The organism is Variovorax sp. J22R115, assembly GCF_030317005.1.
Classification (GTDB): domain Bacteria; phylum Pseudomonadota; class Gammaproteobacteria; order Burkholderiales; family Burkholderiaceae_C; genus Variovorax.
Genome location: NZ_JASZYM010000024.1, coordinates 36240 through 55538 on the forward strand (window position 1 = coordinate 36240; position 19299 = coordinate 55538).

A 19299-nucleotide genomic window follows, 5' to 3' on the forward strand; every position below is an offset into this window, starting at 1 on the left:
TCGCATGCTGAGCGTAAAAAACATCCACCAGTACTACGGCGGCTCCCACATCCTCCGGGACGTCGGCTTCGAAGCGCGCCTGGGCAAGGTCACCGTACTCCTGGGCCGCAATGGCGTAGGCAAGACCACCCTGCTCAAGTCCCTCATGGGCCTGGTCCCCATCAAGAGCGGCAGCATCGAATTCGACGGCGCCCCCATCCAGAAGAGGACGCCGTACGAAAGAGCCCGTGCCGGCATGGGCTTCGTCCCGCAGGGCCGCGAGATCTTCGCGCGCCTCACGGTCGAGGAGAACCTGCGCATGGGCCTTGCCTACAAGTCGGGCAGCACGCCGATCCCTCCGGAGCTTTACGAGCTCTTCCCGGTGCTCAAGCAGATGTTGAACCGCCGCGGCGGCGACCTCTCCGGCGGCCAGCAGCAGCAACTGGCCATCGCCCGCGCGCTCGCGCCGAAGCCCAAGCTGCTGATCCTGGACGAGCCGACCGAAGGCATCCAGCCCAGCATCATCAAGGACATCGGCCGGGTGATTCGCATGCTGGCCGACCGCGGCGACATGGCGATCGTGCTTTGCGAGCAGTACTATGACTTCGCTCAGGAGCTGGCCGACGACTACCTTGTGATGGAGCGCGGCGAGGTCATCGCGCGCGGCCTCGGCAAGGACATGGAAGCGCAGGGCGTGCGCCAACTGGTGGCGATCTGATCAGCGCGCAGCGCTTTCCGCAGTCGCCATTCGATCTCGCACGAGCGTAGCGAAGGCTTGCAGTTCGGCCGGATTCAGATCGGATACCGCCCAGGCCTGCATGCCGCCTCCCGTCCAGTGCGCAAGGTTGTAGCCGCGCCTTGCCAGCAGCTGCGGGGCTGCCGGATTTTCATCCGGAGCAGGCCAGACGAACAGGTTGATGACGTGCGGCCCCGACTGGTAGACCAGCGCGGCGACCGACCGACCGGCGATGTAGTCGAGCCGCGCGCCGATCAGCGGCAGGCCCTCCGCTGCGAGGTCGACCACGGGCGGCGAGAAATCGAGCTTGCCGGCAAACCAGGGCTTGACCGTGTGGCGGTCGGAAGACAGCACATCGGCGAGGTGCGATCCCATCAACGAACGCACATGGCTGTCGGTGATGGAGTCGCTCATGACCTCCTGCGCCGGCATCACCAGCAGGCCCAGCGCGATGCCCCAGGCGGTGGCGGCACCTGCGACGAACATCGTGATGGCCTGAAGCCAGGGCCACGCAGTCGGACGGCGCTGTGGGCGGAGCGGTTCACGCACGTCTGCCTTGTGCAAGTCGGCAAGGATGCGCTCGGCCAGTGCCGCGGGCGGCGCATGTCGCGTCGCTTCGCGCCGGATCAGGGGCCCGAGTTCGTCGTCGTCAGTTGCTGGCATCACGCTTTCCTCCAACCTGCGCGCGAGGCGCCTCCGCGCCAAGCGCGGCGCGCAACAGGGCACGGGCACGCGACAGGCGCGACATCACCGTGCCGATGGGAATGCCGGCGATGCGCGCGATGTCCTCGTACGACAGGTCCTCCAGTTCCCGGAGCACGATCACCTCGCGAAAGGCCGGTGCCAGCGCCTCGATCGCCGCATCGACGCGCTGGCCGGTCGCACGCTGTTCCCATAGCGCGGCCGGGTCGCCCCCGCCCGGCGGGCTCGACCCGATGCCGGGCTCGTCGACGCCGCTGTCGCGCAGTTCGTCGAATTCCACCTGGTCCGCCAGATGGCGATGCTGGCGCATCCAGTCGTAGCAGGCGTTGCGAACGATGCCCAGCAGCCAGGGCCGCGCGTCTTCGCCGCGCAGGTTGTCAAAAAAGCGAAAGGCGCGCAGGCAGGCCTCCTGCACGGCGTCCTCGGCCTGCTGGTCGTCGCGCAGAAGCCAGCGCGCGAGGTTGTACGCGGCAGGCAGATGCGGCAAGGCGGCGGCCTCGAATCGACGGGTGCGGTCGTTCAACGGATTCCTTCCCCTGCATGACGGGCGGGCGGATGGCTTTATTCCGCCATTCGTTTTTCGCTCGGATCGGGAATAGCCGGCACGCCCGGTCCGTCATGCGTGATGGCGATTCTGTTCCTTCTTTACCCACTCGGGAGTGTGCTCATGAAGCTGCATTCGATTCTTGCGCCAGCGTTCGCGGCGCTGTTTCTCGCCGCACCGGCCTGGGCCGCGGGGCCCAAGGCCTACGTCGGGAACTTCAAGGACAACTCGGTCAGCGTGATCGATGCCGCCGCCTTGCGCGTGGTGGCCACGGTGCCCGTGGCCGCGGGGCCCGATGGCATCGCCGTCGCGCGCGACGATACCCAGGTCTTCGTGAGCGGATCGAGCGCATCGAGCCTCAGCGTGATCGACACGGCCAGCGATCAGGTGGCGGCGACGGTCGAGGTCGGCAAGGGGCCACAAGGCCTCGCGATCACGCCCGACGGCCACTGGCTGCTGGTGGCAGTCAACGGCGACGACCGCGTGGCCTTCGTCGACACGGCCACCCGCGCGGTGAGTGCGACGGTGCCGGTTCCCAAGCCGCACACCATCGCAATCCGTCCGGACGGCCAAAAGGCCTACGTCTCCTCGCAGGCGCCGGGGAATTTCGCGCTGGTGGTGATCGACCTCCCGACGCGCGCAGTGACGGCCAGCGTGCCGGTAGAGAAGACGCCGCGCGACCTCGAGTTCGGCCCCGATGGCAAGGCGCTCTACGTGACGCTGGCCGGCGTGAGCGCGGTGCAGGTATTCGACCCTGCTTCCAACCGCGTGGTGGCGCAGATACCCACCGGCGTTTCGCCGCATGTCGCGCATCACTTCGCCGGCACGCCGGCGGGCGTGGTGGTGGTGCAGGGGCCCGGCGAGCTCATGCTCTTCGATCCGGCGACGCGTGCAGCGTCCGGCAGCATCGCGGTGGGCAAGCAACCGCATTGGGTCGACGTCCTCCCCGACCGCAAGAAGGTGCTGGTGACCAACGAGGGATCGAACGACGTCAGCGTGGTCGATCTCGCCGGCGGTCCGGTCGCCACCATTCCCGTCGGCAATGCGCCGCGCAAGGTGGCTGTCCAGCATCGCGCCGGGACGGGCGCCGAGGCGAAGGTCTCGATCGACAACTTCGCCTTCGCTCCGGTGGAACTCGCCATTGCCGTGGGGCAGAGCGTGACCTGGACCAACAACGACGGTGCGCCGCACGGCACCGCCTTTGCGGATGGCGCCAAGGACATGGACCTGATGTTGCCGGGCCAGTCGTTCAAGCGCACGTTCTCAAAGCCCGGCGCGTACGAGTACGTCTGCTCCGTGCATCCCTACATGACGGCGCGGGTCACGGTCGGCGCCGCGCATTGAGCTTTCGCTGCAGCGCGGCCGGGCCGGCGGTACGCTCGGGGGTTTCCTTCGCCCGAGAGACCCATGCCCAAGCTCCCGACTTCCTGCCGTCAGCCACCGACCGGGAGCGCAGCGTGCAGGAACTGATGCTGCTCATGGTCGGCCACGCGATTCCCGTGGTGTTCCTCGTGACCTTCGCGGCAAGAGTCGGGTTGCCCGTGCCGGCATCGCCGGTGCTCGTGGTGGCCGGTGCGCTGGCGGCCGTGGCGGAGCCGGCGTTGCTGATCTACATGGTGGCCGCAGCCGTGCTGGCGAACGTGCTCGGCGACGCCGTCTGGTTTTACGCAGGGCGCATCTACGGCTACCGGTTCATGCGGCTGCTGTGCAAGATCTCGATCTCACCGGATTCCTGCGTGCGGCGCAGCGAGACGCTGATCGGCCGATGGGGTGGCCTGTCGCTCGTGGCGGCCAAGTTCGTGCCCGGCGTGTCGGTGGTGGCGCCTCCGATGGCCGGCGCGCTGGGCATGTCGTCATGGCGCTTTCTGGTCTTCGAGGTGGCGGGCGCGTTGTTGTGGGTGGTCGTGTTCCTGGGTTTGGGCTGGCTGTTCCGCGACGAGATCCAGGCCGTGCTGGAAGTCATCGCGGACGCTGGCACCCTCGCGACGGTGGCGCTTGTGGTGGTGCTCGCCGCGATGCTGGTCGTGCGCTACTTGCGGCGGCGGGCCTTCCTGCGGCTCACCGGCATGCCACGCGTCACCGTCGGCGAGCTTCGGGCGTTGATGAGTGGCGAGCCGCCGCCCATCGTCATCGACGTGCGCGGTGACGCCGGGGTGCAGGTCGACCCGCGGCGCATCCCGGGCGCACTGCCGGTATCGCTCAAGGAACTCCAGCAACGGCGATCCGAGCTGCCTTTCGACGGTGGCGACCGCGAGATCATCCTGTACTGCAGTTGCCCCAATGAAGTCTCGGCCGCGCTGGCCGCACAAGCACTCGCGGCAAGGGGCATGAAGCGCGCGCGTCCGCTGTTGGGCGGGCTGGAAGCGTGGGTGGACGCGGGGCATCCGACCACGCTTCATTGAAAGCGTTCAGCGACCGCCGGTTCGCGCTTCCGTTTCCGATCCAAGCGGCGGCGCGACCTCTTCCAACGGCTTGCGCTCGGCGTTCACCGCATAGCGCAGCGCGAGCAGGCCCGCCACGATGACCAGCGCCGCGCCGATCGCGTAGCCCACCGCCACCGCACCGCGGCTGCCGGTCTCGATCAATGCGCCGAAGAGCACCGGCGCCACGAAGCCGCCGGCGCCCGTGCCCACCGCATAGAAGAGCGAGATCGCGATCGCGCGCATCTCGAGCGGGAACACTTCGCTCACTGTGAGGTAGGCCGAACTCGCCGCCGCCGATGCGAGGAAGAACACCGCCGACCAGCACAGCGCCTGGCTGCGCGCATCGAGCCAACCTTCCATGAAGGCCCACCCGGTGATCGCCAGGCCCACGCCCGACAGCACATAGGTCAGCGCAATCATCCGGCGCCGGCCCACCCGGTCGAACAGCGGACCCAGCAGCAGCGGTCCGAGCACATTGCCGAGCGCGAACGGAAAGATGTAGAGCGCCACCTTGCCTTCGGGCACGCCGTGAAAACGTGTCAGCACCAGCGCGTAGGTGAAGAAGATCGCGTTGTAGAAGAAGGCCTGCGAGATCATCAGCGCCAGAGCGACCATGCTGCGCTGCGGGTAGCGCCGAAAGAGCACTTGCGCCACTTCGCGCCAGCCGGGGTTGGCGCGGCGGCCGAATGTCACCTGGCCGATGGCGCTCGGCAGCGCACCGTGCTGCGCACTCACTTCGGCTTCGATGCGCTGCACGATGCGCTCCGCTTCCTCGACCCGGCCATGGGCGATCAGCCATCGCGGGCTTTCCGGCACGTCGCGCCTCACGAGCAGGATCGCCACGGCGAGCAACGCGCCGAGTGCAAAGCCCACGCGCCAACCCAGGACTGGCCCCAGCACACGTGGGTCGAGCAGCCAGAGACTCAGGCCGGCTCCGAGCGCGGCGCCGATCCAGAAGCTGCCGTTGATGGCGAGGTTCACGCGGCCGCGCACCCGAGCGGGGATCAGCTCATCGATGGCGGAGTTGATCGCCGCGTACTCGCCGCCGATGCCCAGACCGGTCGCGAAGCGGCACAGCGCGAAGAAGGCGAAGTTGGGCGAGAAGGCCGTGGCCAGCGTCGCCAGCGCGTAGACCGCCAGCGTGATCAGAAAGAGCTTCTTGCGGCCCAGCCGGTCGGCCAGCCGGCCGAACACCAGCGCGCCGATCACCGCGCCGCCGATGTAGAGCGACCCCGTCCAGCCGATCTGCGCGGCACTCAGCCCCAGCGTGTCGGGCCGTTCCAGCACGCCGCCCAGCGAGCCGACCAGCGTCACCTCCAGCCCGTCGAGCACCCAGGCCACGCCGAGCGCGATCACCACTCGCCAGTGCCAGCGCGACCACGGCAGACGGTCCAGGCGGGCCGGTATGTCGCTGTGCGTGAGGCTCATGGCAGGGCCCGTCCCGATGGTCTACATCGACCAGATCCGCGGCGCTTGGCCGGGCAGCTTCCACAGCTCGGAGCGCCACGCCATCCACACCTGGCGCAGCAAGTGCATGGCGGGCTCGACCACCGGTGCGAGCGCGCGCAGCACGATGATTTCCGCATGTGGGCTGGTCGCGCCTGCGCTCTCGTGCAACGCATGGGCATCGATCAGCGAGCGCGCGATGTCAAGCGCGGCATCGCGACGCGCCCGGTCGATGGGCGATCCGGCGACGAAGAAGATCGACGCGATGCAGCGATGGCCCGCGAAGCCGACCGGGCTTTGCAGCAGTCGATGATCGGCGGCATCGATGCGCCCGCGCTCCAGCCATACGCCCGGCACCTCGATGTGCTGCTGCAGCGTGCCGAGTTCGAAGGGCTTGCCGGCATGCGGCAGGCCGAGGGCGGTGACGTCCCAGCCGATCAGCTCCGCGCCCTCGGCGACGCGCAGGGTCAGCCGGTTCTCGGCACGGCAGCCGCTGTAGCAGATCGCCTCGAGCGGCAGCCATTCGAGGCGCGAGCCGGCGTCCGCGGTCAGATCGGCGCGTTGCAGCGCCAGTTCGCCGTCGGAGCGGTAGAAGCGGCTGGCACCCGGCGTTGTGATCAGGCCGTGGGCGCCGGCCTTCGCGTGCACGCGGATGTCCAGCGTGTCGCCGCCGACCAGGCCACCCGGGGGATGCACCAGCACGTTGTGGCACACCGCGTCGCCCTCGGGGTAGAGGCTCTGCAGGATGCGCAGCGGCCCGTCGTGGCGAAAGCGTGCGACGCTGCGTTGTTGTTCAAGTTGGTAGTCGAGGTCGAGTCGCGCGTGCCATGGCATGGGCGGAGTGTAGGGTGCAGGAAGCCTCAGGTCTTCCAGGCCCCCACGTGCGCGGCACTGGCCTCGTCGATCAGCGCGGGCCCGATGCATTCGATCGTATGCGGCGACGCGCGGAACACGTCGCGACACGACAGTTCGGCGTCGCGCTGGTCGCTGCGCTCCCCGCGAAAGAGCCGCAGCCGCTCGGCGTCGATGCCGAACACCACGCGGCCGATGTTCGACCAGAAGATCGCGCCCGCGCACATCACGCAGGGTTCGCCCGACGAATAGATCGTCGCGCCGGCCAGCTCTTCGCGCGAGAGCTTGCGATCGGCCAGCATGCGCACGGCGTTGGTCTCGGCGTGACCGGTGACGTCGCCTGTCTCCGCCGTATTGCAGTAGGCCTCCGCCAGCACTTCGCCGGCGGCCGACACGACCACCGCGCCGAAAGGCCGATTGCCGCGCCGTCGCCCCGCGTGCGACCACACGATCGCCTTGCGGAGATAGCGGCCGTCGCGTTCGTCGAGCTGGCTTTCCGGGGGAAAGTTGCCTGGAGGATCTGAGCTCATGCCTTGATGTTACGTTCGCCGCGTGCGGGCAGCATCGAGCTGTTGAAGATCGCATCCGCCGAGGGCCTGGTCTTCAGGCCGAAGACCTCTGCCACCTCGTCGACCTGCTGTTCGAGCGTGAGCTTCTTGATGTCGCCCAGCCCGTGCGTGCGCGTATCGGCGGCACCCACGTACTGTGCGGTGATGCTCCAGCGGTCCAGTTCCACCTTGGCGTCCAGGATGGGTTCGCGCTGGCGCATCGCGGCAATGCTCGGCGCCGGATTCGCAAAGGTCTCGACGATCGCGCGGTTGGTTGCGCGCAGGAAGGCCGCGACCGCCTTCGGGTTCTGCACGATCAGGTTGCTGCTCGCGAGGATCGCATTGCCATACAGGTTGACGCCGGCATCCGAATACTTGAGCACCGCGAGTTCATCGGTCTTCATGCGCGCGAAGAGCGACACGGCCGAGTCGTGGAAGTAGGTGGCGGCATCGACGTCGCCGCGCACCATGACGTTGTCGCGCGCGCTGAAGTCGGTGGTCTGCCACTGGAAGGCGTCGGGCTTCATGCCTTGCTTGCGGGCCACCATGGGCCAGGCGCGGCGTGTCGATTCCACCGCGGCGGCGGCGACCTTCTTGCCCTGGAGGCTCTTGAACTCGCCGGTGACGCCGCGGTCCTTGCGGCCGATGATCACGAACGGTGCGCGGTTGTAGTACTGGTACACCGCCTGCACCACCGGCGTGCCCGAATTCTGCGCATTGAACTCGACCAGCGAGCTGATGTCGCCCAGGCCCAGCTGGTACACGCCGCTGGCGATGCGCGTGATCGAGGCGACCGAACCGGCGCCCGTGTCGATCGTGACGTCCAGGCCCTCGTCCTTGTAGTAGCCCTTGCTCTCCGCGAGGAAAAAGGGTGCGGTCTGCCCGTTGATGCGGAAGTCGAGCGTGAACTTGAGCGGCGTCAGCTTGGGCGCGCCCTGTGCGAAGACGCTGGGAGCGACAAGGGCGGCGGCGCTCGTTGCGCCTGAGGCGAGGAAGGTACGGCGTTGCATGGAAAGTTATCTCCGGAAGATCGTGGAACTTGAACGCCCGCCGTTGCGGCCGGGCACTTCAAGAGCAATTTCCGGGCGGCGCACTGATGCTGTGCGTGCGCTGCTGAACGCTTCTACTCTTGAGTTCGTTCATGCACGACGCATGCCAAGGTGATTCGCCCGGGATGAGGCCGCTCGCCTGGCCTTGCGCACCGGCACGGCGGGACAATCCGGGCGCGCAAATTGCATCGACGCTGGCGCAGAGTAGAAGCGTTCAGCCGGATGTCCCGGCGGGAAATTGCTCTTTCATGGTCGTCCCCACGCACACCCGAAGGAGTCTTTTTTCATGCTCGTCACGCAACAATCCGTCTTCCGCAAGTTCTGGCATGCCGTCATGCCTTTGGTCGAACTGCAGCAGGGCCCCAAGCCTTTCACGCTGCTCGGCGAGAACATCGTTCTCTTCCTCGATGCGGACGGCCAGCCCGCCGCGCTGCGCGACCGCTGCTGCCACCGCACCGCCAAGCTCTCGAAGGGCTGGTGCGTGGATGGCGAAGGCAAGGCCTGCGGGCAAGGTGCGATCCAGTGCGGCTACCACGGCTGGACCTACGACCGCAGCGGGCAGGTCATCCGCATCCCGCAGTACGAGCCCGACCGCAAGATCTCGCCCGAGTACAAGACCACGGCCTACCACTGCACCGCACGCTACGGGTACGCGTGGGTGGCCCTCGAGGAGCCCATTGCCGACATCCCCGAGATTCCAGAGTTCGCCGATCCGGCTTACCGCACCATCCACCAGTTCTACGAAGAGTGGCAGACCAGCCCGATGCGCGCGCTGGAAAACTCCTTCGACAACTCGCACTTCAGCTTCGTGCACCGCGCGACCTTCGGCGTGGCGGCGAGCCCCAAGCCGAGCAAGTACGAGCTGGTCGAGAACGACAGCGGCTTCTACGCCGAGACGGTGATCGAAGCGGTGAACCCGGCGAAGTTTCATGCGATCAGCGGTGTGACCGATCCGATCACCACGCGTCACATGCGCAATGCCTACTTCCTGCCATTCTCGCGCCGGCTCGACATCGAGTACCCCTCGGGGATCCGCCACATCATCATCAACTGCTTCACGCCCATCGACGATGGCCGCATGCAGCTGTGCCAATGGCTGTTCCGCAACGACACCGAAGCCGACTGCGCCGCACAGATGCTGATCGACTTCGACGAGGAGATCACGCGCGAGGACAAGGACATCCTCGAATCGACCGACCCCGATGCGCTGGTCGACACCCGCCGGCGCGGCGTCGAGTACTCGATGGAGTCCGACCGCCCCGGCATGCTGATCCGCAAGCACCTGATGCAGCTGCTGGCGAAGCACGGCGAGGCCGAGGTGCACCGCGGCATTGATTGAGTTCGCCCCCAGCCTCGTCCACTTCGTGTGGCTCGGGCACCCCCTTTGGGGGGCAACCCCTGCGGCCCGGCCGAGCCGGTTCCGCGGGATTTCTGGGATTGAGCGGGGCTACCATCGCCGGCTGATCATCAGGAGACTTTCATGAGCATCACCGTTCGACGCGACAGCACCACCGCCACCCGGCACACTGTGAAGGTTCGCGCGCACGAGATCCCGGTCGACGCGTCGCCGGACGCCGGCGGCAAGGATGCGGGGCCTTCGCCGCACGATCTCTACGATTCGTCGCTGGGGGCCTGCAAGGCGCTGACCGTGCTGGTCTATGCGCAGCGCAAGGGCATCCCGGTCGAGGACATCGAAGTCGTGGTCGATCGCGACGCCAGCGAGGAGCGCAAGGGCACCTATCGCCTCAAGACCTCGCTGCGCGTGACGGGCAATCTGAGCGACGAGCAGCGCGCCGAGTTGCTGCGCGTGGCCGGCAAGTGCCCGCTGCACCGGCTGATGACCGAGGTGAAGACGGAGATCGAGACCGTGCTTGCCTGAGTCGCCGACGTTCAGCCCACGACCACTTCGCTGATCTGCATCACTGGCTGGAGGTCCGTGTAGTTCGGGATGTCCCCCAGGATCTCCTTGGCATGCGGCCCGAAGGCGGTTTGAAAGGACTCCACGGAGTCGCAGAAGATGTGGCACATGCCGACATAGGTCGCCGGTGCGCCCGGCGCGCCGCCGGCGATTCCCTTGTCGATCGTGTAAGACTTGCAGGCATCGCCCATCCTGGCTTTCAGCAGCGGCATGTGCTTGTCGCGGTAGTAGTCGTGGTCGAATCGCGCTCCCGGGGTGTTGGGGTACATCACACTGACCTTGATCATGGCTTGTCTCCTTGTCGGGTTCGCGAGCATAGGAGAACCCGCCGCGGGAGACAAGGGCACACTCCGGCGCCCTTGCGGCGCCTCACTCGTTCTGCGAACCGCGGTGCGCCCAGGCCGTGGTGTGCTTCTCGACCGCGCTGAAGAGTTCGTACATCCCCATGGCCATCGCGCCCACCACCATCAGGCCCGCGAAGGCCAGCCCCATCTGCATGGAGGAGCCGGCGGAAATCAGCAGGTAACCGATGCCCTCGTTGGCGGCCGTCATCTCCGACACCGTGGTGCCGACGAAGGCGAGTGTGATCGCCACCTTGAGCGAGCCGTAGAAGTAGGGCATCGAACGCGGCAGGCCGACCTTCGTCAGCACATCCCAGCGCTTGGCGCCGAGCACGCGCAGCACGTCTTCCAGCTCCGGCTCCAGCGTCGCGAGACCGGTCGCGATGTTCACCATGATCGGGAAGAAGCTGATGAGAAAGGCCGTCAGGACCGCCGGCCCGATGCCGATGCCGAACCACACGACCAGGATCGGCACGAATGCGGCCTTGGGCAGCGCGTTGAAGGCCGTCATCAGCGGGTACACCGCCGCGTAGGCGAGCCGCGAGCTGCCGATCACGAAGCCCAGCAGCACGCCCACCACGATCGCGATGCCGAAGCCCGCCATCGTGACCCAGAAGGTGCGCCACGCATGGCCCGCGATGATTTCCTTGAACTCCCAGAACTGCGTCCAGATGCGCCACGGGCTCGGAAAGATGAACTCCGAGACGCCGAAGCCCGAGCAGATGACCTGCCACAGCACGAGGACCGCCACCAGCAGGAGCCACGGCGACCAGTGTTCGAATTGCTTGTTGTTTTTCATGGGTGGCTTACTGCGGGATCACGGCGGGCGCCGATGCGGCGGTCGCATTGCTGCGGATCGCGCCGATGTGGCTGCGCAACTCGAGCACGATGTCGGTGAACTCCTTGGTGTAGGTCAGTTCCAGCTCGCGCGGGCGCGGCAGCTCGATCTCGCGCTTCACGACGAAGCGGCCGGGGCTCTTGCTCATCACATAGACCGTGTCGGCCAGGAACACCGACTCGCGCAGGTCGTGCGTGACCAGGATCACGTTGAACTGCTGCTCGGTCCAGAGGTCGCGCAGGATGCACCACAGCTCCTCGCGCGTGAATGCGTCGAGCGCGCCGAAGGGCTCGTCGAGCAGCAGCATCTTGGGCTCGTGGATGAGCGCGCGGCAGATGCTCGCGCGCTGCTGCATGCCGCCGGAGAGCTGCCACGGGAACTTGTCCTCGTACCCGCCGAGGCCGACCTTCTGCAGCAGCCTGCGCGCACGCTCGACGTATTCCTTTCGCTTCGCCTTGAAGGTCGAGCGGTAGGGCTCGACGATTTCCAGCGGCAGCAACACGTTGTCGACCGTCGTTCGCCAGGGCAGCAGCGATGGCGCCTGGAAGGCCATGCCCGAGATCTTCAGCGGCCCGGTCACGGGCTCGCCGTCGATCCGGATCTTGCCCATCGACGGCATCTTGAGACCCGTCGTCAGCTTCATGAAGGTCGACTTGCCGCAGCCCGAAGGCCCGACGATGGCGATGAATTCCCCGCGCTTCACCTGCAGGTCGATGGCCTCGACAGCGAAGTGATTGGCGCGAAGCAGTTCCTCGTTGTAGGCGAGCCAGACGTCTTGGAAATCGACGAAGGGGGTGTTCCCGGTGTCCTCCATCACTTGCGAAGGATGTTCAGCTCAGCTGCGGTGGGCAGCAGAGAGCCGTTCCACACTGCATCGGGATTTACGCGGGTCTTGGTCGCGAAGGCGTCCGACACTTGGGAGGCCATCAACGACAGGCGGCCGGCGTTGATCTGGCCGAAGCCTTCGGCGCGTGCATCGGGCGTGTTGACCACGGTGTCGATCGCGAGCTTGAGGCGGCGCGTCTCCAGCTCGCTGTTGACGATCCCATCGCGTGCCTTGATGGATTCGATGGCGACCGCGGGGCTGGCGATCACTTCCTTCGCGCCCTTCGTGAAGGCCAGCAGGAAGGCCTTTACCGCCGCCGGGTTCTCCTTGATGAGCTTGGGCGAGACGATGATCGCGTTGCCATAGAGCTTCACGCCGAATTCGGGGTAGGGGAGGATGACCACGTCCGCCGTTTTGGCGCCTCGCGCCTCGAGGTTCAGCAGCGAGGTGAAGGTGAAGCCCGTGATGGCGTCGATGTCGCCGCGCATCAGCATGGTCTCGCGCAGGGTCGGGTCCATCGCGGTCCAGTTGACCGCGCCGACGTTGTTGGCCTTGGCGAAGATCGGGAACGAGCGGCGGCCCGCATCGAACACCGGCGCGCCGAGCTTCTTGCCCGTGAGGTCGGCGGGCTTGGTGATGCCGCTCTTTTTGAGCGCCATGACCGATGCCGGCGTGTTGTTGTAGACCATCATGACCGCGACCGGCTTGTTCGGGCTGTCAGGGTTGTTGGCGTGGAACTCCATCAGCGCCGCCAGGTCGGCGAAGCCCATGTCGTAGGCGCCCGATGCCACGCGGGTGACCGCGCCGCCGGACCCGTTGCCCGCGTCGACCGTGACGTCGAGGCCGCTGGCCTTGAAATAGCCCTTGGCGGCAGGGTGCGTGAAGAAAGCGCCCGGCCCCTCGAAGCGCCAGTCGAGCTGGAACTTGATCGGCGTGGTCTGGGCGTGGGCGGTGCCCAGGCCGAAGCTCAGAGCCGATGCGGCGAGGAAAGTCTGGATCAGTTGGCGCTTGTTCATGCAGGATTCCGTGAAAGATGAATGCACGGCATTCAAGCAAAAACGGTGCCGGCACGCGATTGGTGCGAACCCTTCCGATGAGCCATTGGGGTGCATGGCGGGCCTTGCCTCGAGGCCGCCCAGTAAGCGGCCGGACGTGACAACGCCCGCCGCGTGCACCGCTGCGGGGCGTCACTTTTGGTGCGCGACTCAGCGCGGCGAACTGGCGTTGGCCACGGCCAGTGCCGTCATGTTGACGACGCGGCGCACGGTGGCCGAAGCCGTGAGGATGTGGGCCGAGCCTTGCGCGCCCATCAGGATGGGGCCCACCGTCACGCCGTTGCCGCCGGTCATCTTCAGCACGTTGAAGAGGATGTTGGCCGCGTCGAGGTTTGGGCAGATCAGCAGGTTGGCCTCGCCCGAGAGCCTGCTTTCAGGTAGGGCCTTGCGCCGCACTTCCTCGGAGAGCGCGGCGTCGCCGTGCATCTCGCCGTCGCATTCGATGTCGGGCGCCATCTTCGCGAACAGTTCCTTGGCGAGCCGCATCTTGCGCGCCGAGCCGCGATCCGACGAGCCGAAGTTGGAGTGCGACAGGAAGGCCACCTTGGGCGGCAGGCCGAAGCGGCGCACTTCTTCCGCGGCCATCATCGCGATGTTCGCGAGCGTCTCGGCGCTCGGATCTTCATGCACGTTGGTGTCGGCGATGAAGAGCGTGTACTTCTCGAGCGTGAGCGCATTGAGCGTCGCGAAGCCCGGCGCGCCGGCCTTGAGGCCCAGCACGTTGTCCAGGATCTTGAGGTGGCTGTCGAAGCGCCCGACCAGGCCGCACAGCATCGCGTCGGCGTCGCCCAGGTGCACCATCAGCGAGGCGATGGTCGTGTTGGAGCGGCGAACCATGGCCTTCGAGGCTTCGGGCGTGATGCCCCGGCGGCCCATGAGCTTGTGGTACGTCTCCCAGTAGGTCCGGAAGCGCGGGTCGTCTTCGGGGTCGACGCACTCGACGTCGGTGCCCACGCGGATGTGCAGCCCGGCCTTCTTGATGCGCGCCTCGATCACGGCCGGACGGCCCACGAGGATCGGCTTGGCCAGGCCTTCGTCGACGGCCAGTTGAGCGGCGCGCAGCACGCGGTCGTCCTCGCCTTCGGCGTAGGCCACGCGCTTGGCGGTCCCGCACTTGGCGGCGCTGAAGACCGGGCGCATGAACATCCCGGTCTGGTAGACGAAGCGCGTCAGGTGCTGGCGGTAGGTTTCCAGGTCCTCGATCGGCCGCGTCGCCACGCCCGAATCCTCGGCTGCCTTGGCGACCGCAGGCGCGATGCGCAGGATCAACCGCGAATCGAAGGGCTTGGGAATGATGTAGTCGGGCCCGAAGGAAAGCTCCTGCCCGGCGTAGGCGTTGGCGACTTCCTCGCTGATGTCGGCCTTGGTCAGATCGGCGATCTCGCGGACGCAGGCGAGCTTCATTTCTTCCGTGATCTTGCTCGCACCGCAGTCGAGTGCCCCGCGGAAGATGTACGGGAAGCACAGCACGTTGTTGACCTGGTTCGGGTAGTCCGAGCGGCCGGTCGCGATGATGCAGTCGGGGCGCACGGCCTTGGCGAGTTCGGGCCGGATCTCGGGCTCTGGGTTGGCGAGCGCCAGGATGATCGGCTGGCGGGCCATGCTCTTGACCATGTCCTGCGTGACCACGCCGGGTGCCGAGCAGCCGAGGAACACGTCGGCGTCCTTCATGACGTCGGCCAGCGTGCGGGCGCCGGTGTCCTTCTGGGCGTAGCGGGTCTTCGAGTCGTCGAAGCCGCCTGCGCGACCGACGTAGATGAGGCCCTTGGAGTCGACCGCGTAGATGTTCGAATGCTTGGCGCCGAGGCCGACCATCACGTCGAGGCAGGCGATGGCCGCCGCGCCCGCGCCGGAGACGGCGATCTTCACGTCCTCGATCTTCTTGTCGACGAGTTCGAGCCCGTTGATGAGCGCGGCCGCCGAGATGATGGCCGTGCCATGCTGGTCGTCGTGGAAGACGGGGATGTTCATGCGTTCGCGCAGCTTCTTCTCGATGTAGAAGCACTCGGGCGCCTTGATGTCCTCGAGATTGATGCCGCCCAGCGTGGGTTCGAGCGCCGCGATGATGTCGACGAGCTTGTCGGGGTCGGTCTCGGCGAGTTCGATGTCGAACACGTCGATGCCGGCGAACTTCTTGAACAGGCAGCCCTTGCCTTCCATCACGGGCTTGCTTGCCAGCGGGCCGATGTTGCCCAGGCCGAGCACTGCGGTGCCGTTGGTGACGACGCCGACCAGATTGCCGCGCGAGGTGTATTCGGCTGCCAGCGACGGGTCGGCCTCGATGTCGAGGCAGGGGTAGGCGACGCCCGGCGAATAGGCCAGGGAGAGGTCGCGCTGGTTGAGAAGAGGCTTGGTGGGCGAGATCGAGATCTTGCCCTTCACCGGCGAGCGGTGGTATTCACGCGCCGCATCGCGCAGTGCCTGTTCGGCGGGGGATAGTGTGTTTGCCATCAGTGTCTCCTTGCTTCTTGGCTCAGGACAGAGGCTACCCCAAAGTCTGGCGATGCAGGGGGGAAGCGGCCCGCAGTAGCCCTGCTTTTTCAGCTGGGTTTTTCATACGTGGAACGTCGAGCCATGGCGCCGGCCGCGGCAAGCGACAGGGCTTCGGGCATAGCACGTTTGTCTGATGCGCGACGAGCCGCGGCACGTCACGATCCGCGTCGGGGAGTTTCAGGTGGGGCACGCCTCGATGGCGTCACCAACTTGCGAACCGGAGGAGTGACCATGGACCGAGACCGGCTGGCCGCGGCGCAGCGGGGCATCGCGCTCGCTGAGGTCGTCGAATCCGCGCCGCGGGCGCCTGCGCCTGCCAGCAGGAAGCGGGCAGCGCGCGCCGCTGGGCCGACGGGACTTGCCGGCAGGCCCGCGGCAAAGCGGACAGGGCGGGCGCCGTCAAAGGGTACTGCCGGTGCATTCACCGGGCCGTTCCTGTCGCCGTCATCTCTCACGAAGGTCGAGCGGCTCAAACTGGTCGACGGTGTCGAACGCATCATCGAAGGCGTGTTCGCGCACCTGCCGCTCAAGCGCGCACGCTATGGGGTTGACCCGGTGCAGCGGCTGCGCATCGTGCGCTCGCAGGTCGACCAGTTGTCGAGCTATGAATTCCACCTCGAGCTGGCCGATGTGGTGACGCGGCTGCGCGATGCGCACACCCGATACGCTGGCCCGTCGAGCCTCGAAACCAAGGTTGCCGCCCTGCCTTTCCTCGTCGAGATGTTCGGCCCTTCCGCCTCGCCGACCTACGTTGTCACGCGCGTCGGCGCGGGACTGGACGCCGCCTTCAAGCCCGGCGTGGTGCTCGAGTTCTGGAACGGCGTGCCGATCGACAAGGCAGTGCGCCGCCACGGCGACGAAGAGGTCGGCGGCCGGCTCGACAGCCAGCGCGCATGGTCGGTGCAGAGCCTGACCCTGCGCTCGCTGCAGTACGGACCGCCACCCGACGAATACTGGGTGGTGGTCGGCTACCGCAGCACCGCCGCCGATGGCACGCCGACGGGCCCAGCCAGGGAGATCAAGGTCCCGTGGCGCGTGATCGATCCGGGCGAGGTCGAGGAAGTGTCGTCGGGCGGCCCGACCGGACGCGCGGCAGCGCGCCTGCGCCGCACCCGCGCCGTCGATCCGGCGGCGGCGATTACGCGGCGCGCCAGGATGCTGCTGTTCGCGCCCGGGGCACTGACGGGCGGGCAGGCCAGCGCGCAGCCCAGGCCGAAGTCGCCTTCCGGACGCAAGGCTCCCGCCGCGAAGGTCATCGATACCGAGCTGACGGGCACGCTCAAGGCGGAATCGCTGACCGTGCTGGGGGGGGCCATTGGCTACCTGCGGATCTATGGGTTCGACGTCCCGCCGGAGGACTTCATTCCCGAACTGCAGCGGCTCATCCCCCTGCTGCCCGACAACGGACTGATCATCGACGTGCGCGGCAACCCGGGGGGCTACATCCTTGCCGCGGAATCGGCGCTGCAGCTCTTCACCCCCAATCCGATCCAGCCGACGCGCTTCTCGCTGCTAAGCACCTCCCTCACGCGCGCGCTCGCCGCATTGCCCGGCATGGAGGGAGAACTCGGGCCGTGGAAGGCCTCGCTCGAAGCTTCGGTGCGCAACGGCGAGCTGTATTCGCAGCCGCTGCCCATCACCAGCTTCGCGGAGTGCAACGCGATCGGGCAGCAGTACAGCGGGCCCGTCGTTCTCGTGGCCGACTCGACCACCTACTCCTCCGGTGACCTCTTCAGCGCGGGCTTCGTGGACAACGGCATCGGCCCCTTCGTCTGCGTCGGCGAGGCCACTGGCGCCGGCGGCGCGAACGTCTGGGACTACGATGACCTGCGCCCGCTGATGGCCGGCACCGGCTTCGAGCTGCCGGTGCTGCCCGACGGCATCGGCATGTCCTTCGCGTTCCGCCGTGCAACCCGCGCCGGACCATCAGAGGGCCTGCCGATCGAGGACGTCGGGATCAGGGGCGCGCCCTACGCGATGACGCGCGACGACCTGCTGGCCGGCAACCTGGACCTGCTGGTCCACTGCTTCGAGCTTCTCAAGAAGCAGCGCCGCAGCAGCCTGAGCGTCGATGCGAGCAAGACCGCGCGCGAGATCGCCGTGCGCTCTGCCGGGCTGACCCGGCTGGACGTGCTCTTCGACGGCCACCCCGGCAACAGCCTTGTCTTGCGCACACAGACGCCCGCAGTCGTGTCGTACCCGGCAGGCACCAAGGTGGTCGAACTGTTCGGCTTCGAAGGTGAGGTACTACTGCAGAAGCGGCGCGTGGACGCTCGTCGCTGACGCGACCCACACAACGACAAGGAGACACGCCCCATGACTTTCCGCATTGCCTGGGCCGCACTCGCCTCGGTCGCGTCGTTCTGCTGCGCGACCGCGTCGGCCCAGTTTCCAGACGCTCGCGACACGCCACCCGCGGGCTGGACCGGACCGGTCTTCAGACTGAAGCAGGACTACCCGCAGACCCTGCCTTCCGTCGGCTCGCGCCCGTGGATGAACCTCGACTTCCGCACTCAGCCCAACGAGTACATCAAGGCGGTGCTCGCCTACGCGCTGGAGGGCAACAAGGAGGTCGACTTCGTGGTGCAGAACAACACGACGCGCGGTTGGTACCACGCGCCGTGGATGCACGTCGGGGCGGCTGGCCGGGAGTTCGTGCGCGGGCTGACGCGCGAGCGCAGTTCGCGGCCTGGCGAACTCGCGCCGACGCAGACGGGCACCTTCGAGAACTGGGCCGTCAGCGTGTACAACCCGCGCGGCGGCTATACGCTGGGGCGCGTGTGGAAGGACCCGAACGCGCCGAACCCGAGCGTCGCCAAGTTTCCGGTGGGTGCCGTCAGCGTCAAGCTGATCTTCACCGAGGCGCCGGTAAGCCAGGTGCCTTACCTCGCAGGCTCGGTCGAATGGCAGGCCGACATCAACCGTACCCGCAACACCAATCCTCGGCCCACGCTGCGCCTGCTGCAGGTCGACGTGGCGGTGCGCGACAGCCGTGCCGACTCGACCACCGGCTGGGTCTTCGGCACCTTCGTCTACGACGGCAATGCGCCGGGCGCGACGCCGTGGGACAAGCTGGTGCCCGTCGGCCTCATGTGGGGCAACGACCCTACGCGCCTGGGTACTGGCCAGGCGCTGCAGCAGACCAGGATCAATGCCGGGCTGCAGATTCCGCAGCACCTCGGCTTCGAGAAGCGGCTCAACGGACCGGTCGACAACCCGCGCTCTTCCTGCCTGTCCTGTCATTCCACGGCACAGATCCAGACCAACCTCTCGCGGCCTACGCGCGCAGCGATTCCGCCGGCCAACGCGTCGGCGGCGACGCTGCGCCAGTACTTCCGCAACATCAGGTCGGGCACGCCTTTCGACGCGGGCGCGCTTTCGCTCGACTACTCGCTGCAACTGCAGAACGGCATTGCCAACTGGGCGCAGACCGAAGGCCCTTCATCCGGTCCGCAGGGCGTCGCCCCGACCACCATCGGCGCCGGGCCGAAGCGGCTCGACAGCTCGCACGGCATCAACATCCGACCCATCGGCAGGGACGAGTGAACC

18 protein-coding genes are annotated in these 19299 nt (G+C 67.1%); 7 read left to right on the forward strand and 11 right to left on the reverse strand.

The window, feature by feature from the left end; all coding sequences use genetic code 11:
• Positions 1-4: 4 nt before the first annotated feature.
• Positions 5-697, forward strand: a complete 693-nt coding sequence (gene urtE / locus QTI04_RS30690) for an urea ABC transporter ATP-binding subunit UrtE (RefSeq protein ID WP_286618968.1) — start codon at positions 5-7, stop codon at positions 695-697.
• Here urtE and QTI04_RS30695 read toward each other — a convergent pair whose 3' ends face one another.
• Positions 698-1378, reverse strand: a complete 681-nt coding sequence (locus QTI04_RS30695; RefSeq protein ID WP_286603854.1) for an anti-sigma factor — start codon at positions 1376-1378, stop codon at positions 698-700. It lies immediately after the preceding gene.
• Positions 1365-1940, reverse strand: coding sequence for a sigma-70 family RNA polymerase sigma factor (locus QTI04_RS30700; RefSeq protein ID WP_286618971.1), 576 nt, complete (start codon positions 1938-1940; stop codon positions 1365-1367). Before QTI04_RS30700 ends, QTI04_RS30695 begins: the two co-directional genes overlap by 14 nt.
• 144 nt (positions 1941-2084) lie before the next feature.
• Between QTI04_RS30700 and QTI04_RS30705 the strand changes: the two genes are divergently transcribed.
• Together QTI04_RS30705 and QTI04_RS30710 are read left to right on the forward strand one after the other, a co-directional pair.
• On the forward strand, positions 2085-3305 hold the full coding sequence (locus QTI04_RS30705) for a plastocyanin/azurin family copper-binding protein (protein ID WP_286618972.1): 1221 nt from the start codon (positions 2085-2087) through the stop codon (positions 3303-3305).
• Entirely contained in the window at positions 3302-4363 is a 1062-nt protein-coding gene (locus QTI04_RS30710) for a VTT domain-containing protein (protein ID WP_286618973.1), read from the forward strand. The genes QTI04_RS30705 and QTI04_RS30710 overlap by 4 nt, the downstream gene beginning before the upstream one ends.
• A 6-nt stretch (positions 4364-4369) precedes the next feature.
• Here the strand turns inward: QTI04_RS30710 and QTI04_RS30715 are convergent, their stop codons facing one another.
• The 4 genes from QTI04_RS30715 to QTI04_RS30730 are packed head-to-tail and all read right to left on the reverse strand — an operon-like array spanning position 4370 to position 8240.
• Entirely contained in the window at positions 4370-5812 is a 1443-nt protein-coding gene (locus QTI04_RS30715) for an MFS transporter (protein WP_286603850.1), read from the reverse strand.
• Between the two features lie 21 nt (positions 5813-5833).
• Positions 5834-6664: an urease accessory protein UreD gene (locus QTI04_RS30720; RefSeq protein ID WP_286618974.1), complete on the reverse strand. Its 831-nt coding sequence runs from the start codon at positions 6662-6664 to the stop codon at positions 5834-5836.
• A gap of 26 nt (positions 6665-6690) precedes the next feature.
• Entirely contained in the window at positions 6691-7212 is a 522-nt protein-coding gene (locus QTI04_RS30725; protein ID WP_286618975.1) for a nucleoside deaminase, read from the reverse strand.
• Entirely contained in the window at positions 7209-8240 is a 1032-nt protein-coding gene (locus QTI04_RS30730; RefSeq protein WP_286603847.1) for an ABC transporter substrate-binding protein, read from the reverse strand. The genes QTI04_RS30725 and QTI04_RS30730 overlap by 4 nt, the downstream gene beginning before the upstream one ends.
• 325 nt (positions 8241-8565) lie before the next feature.
• Here QTI04_RS30730 and QTI04_RS30735 point away from each other — a divergent pair, with 325 nt between their 5' ends.
• A complete protein-coding gene (locus tag QTI04_RS30735; RefSeq protein ID WP_286618976.1) occupies positions 8566-9618 on the forward strand; it encodes an aromatic ring-hydroxylating dioxygenase subunit alpha in 1053 nt (350 codons plus the stop codon).
• A 141-nt stretch (positions 9619-9759) separates the two neighbouring features.
• Entirely contained in the window at positions 9760-10158 is a 399-nt protein-coding gene (locus QTI04_RS30740) for an OsmC family protein (protein ID WP_286603845.1), read from the forward strand.
• 11 nt (positions 10159-10169) lie between these two features.
• Here QTI04_RS30740 and QTI04_RS30745 read toward each other — a convergent pair whose 3' ends face one another.
• The 5 genes from QTI04_RS30745 to QTI04_RS30765 all read right to left on the reverse strand — a co-directional run bounded on the left by QTI04_RS30745 (position 10170) and on the right by QTI04_RS30765 (position 15708).
• Positions 10170-10484 carry an EthD family reductase gene (locus QTI04_RS30745; protein WP_286618977.1) on the reverse strand — a complete coding sequence of 105 codons (315 nt, stop codon included), beginning with the start codon at positions 10482-10484 and terminating at the stop codon, positions 10170-10172.
• An 82-nt stretch (positions 10485-10566) separates the two neighbouring features.
• Positions 10567-11337, reverse strand: coding sequence for an ABC transporter permease (locus QTI04_RS30750; RefSeq protein WP_286618978.1), 771 nt, complete (start codon positions 11335-11337; stop codon positions 10567-10569).
• 7 nt (positions 11338-11344) lie between these two features.
• Entirely contained in the window at positions 11345-12190 is an 846-nt protein-coding gene (locus tag QTI04_RS30755) for an ABC transporter ATP-binding protein (protein WP_286603875.1), read from the reverse strand.
• The gene (locus tag QTI04_RS30760; protein WP_286603842.1) at positions 12190-13218 is read right to left on the reverse strand and encodes an ABC transporter substrate-binding protein; all 1029 of its coding nucleotides are present in this window, start codon (positions 13216-13218) and stop codon (positions 12190-12192) included. The genes QTI04_RS30755 and QTI04_RS30760 overlap by 1 nt, the downstream gene beginning before the upstream one ends.
• Before the next feature lie 189 nt (positions 13219-13407).
• On the reverse strand, positions 13408-15708 hold the full coding sequence (locus QTI04_RS30765; protein WP_286618979.1) for an NADP-dependent malic enzyme: 2301 nt from the start codon (positions 15706-15708) through the stop codon (positions 13408-13410).
• A 273-nt stretch (positions 15709-15981) separates the two neighbouring features.
• Between QTI04_RS30765 and QTI04_RS30770 the strand changes: the two genes are divergently transcribed.
• Together QTI04_RS30770 and QTI04_RS30775 are read left to right on the forward strand one after the other, a co-directional pair.
• The gene (locus QTI04_RS30770) at positions 15982-18033 is read left to right on the forward strand and encodes a S41 family peptidase (protein WP_286618981.1); all 2052 of its coding nucleotides are present in this window, start codon (positions 15982-15984) and stop codon (positions 18031-18033) included.
• A 33-nt stretch (positions 18034-18066) separates the two neighbouring features.
• Positions 18067-19296, forward strand: coding sequence for a hypothetical protein (locus tag QTI04_RS30775; protein WP_286618982.1), 1230 nt, complete (start codon positions 18067-18069; stop codon positions 19294-19296).
• The last annotated feature ends 3 nt before the right edge of the window (positions 19297-19299 follow it).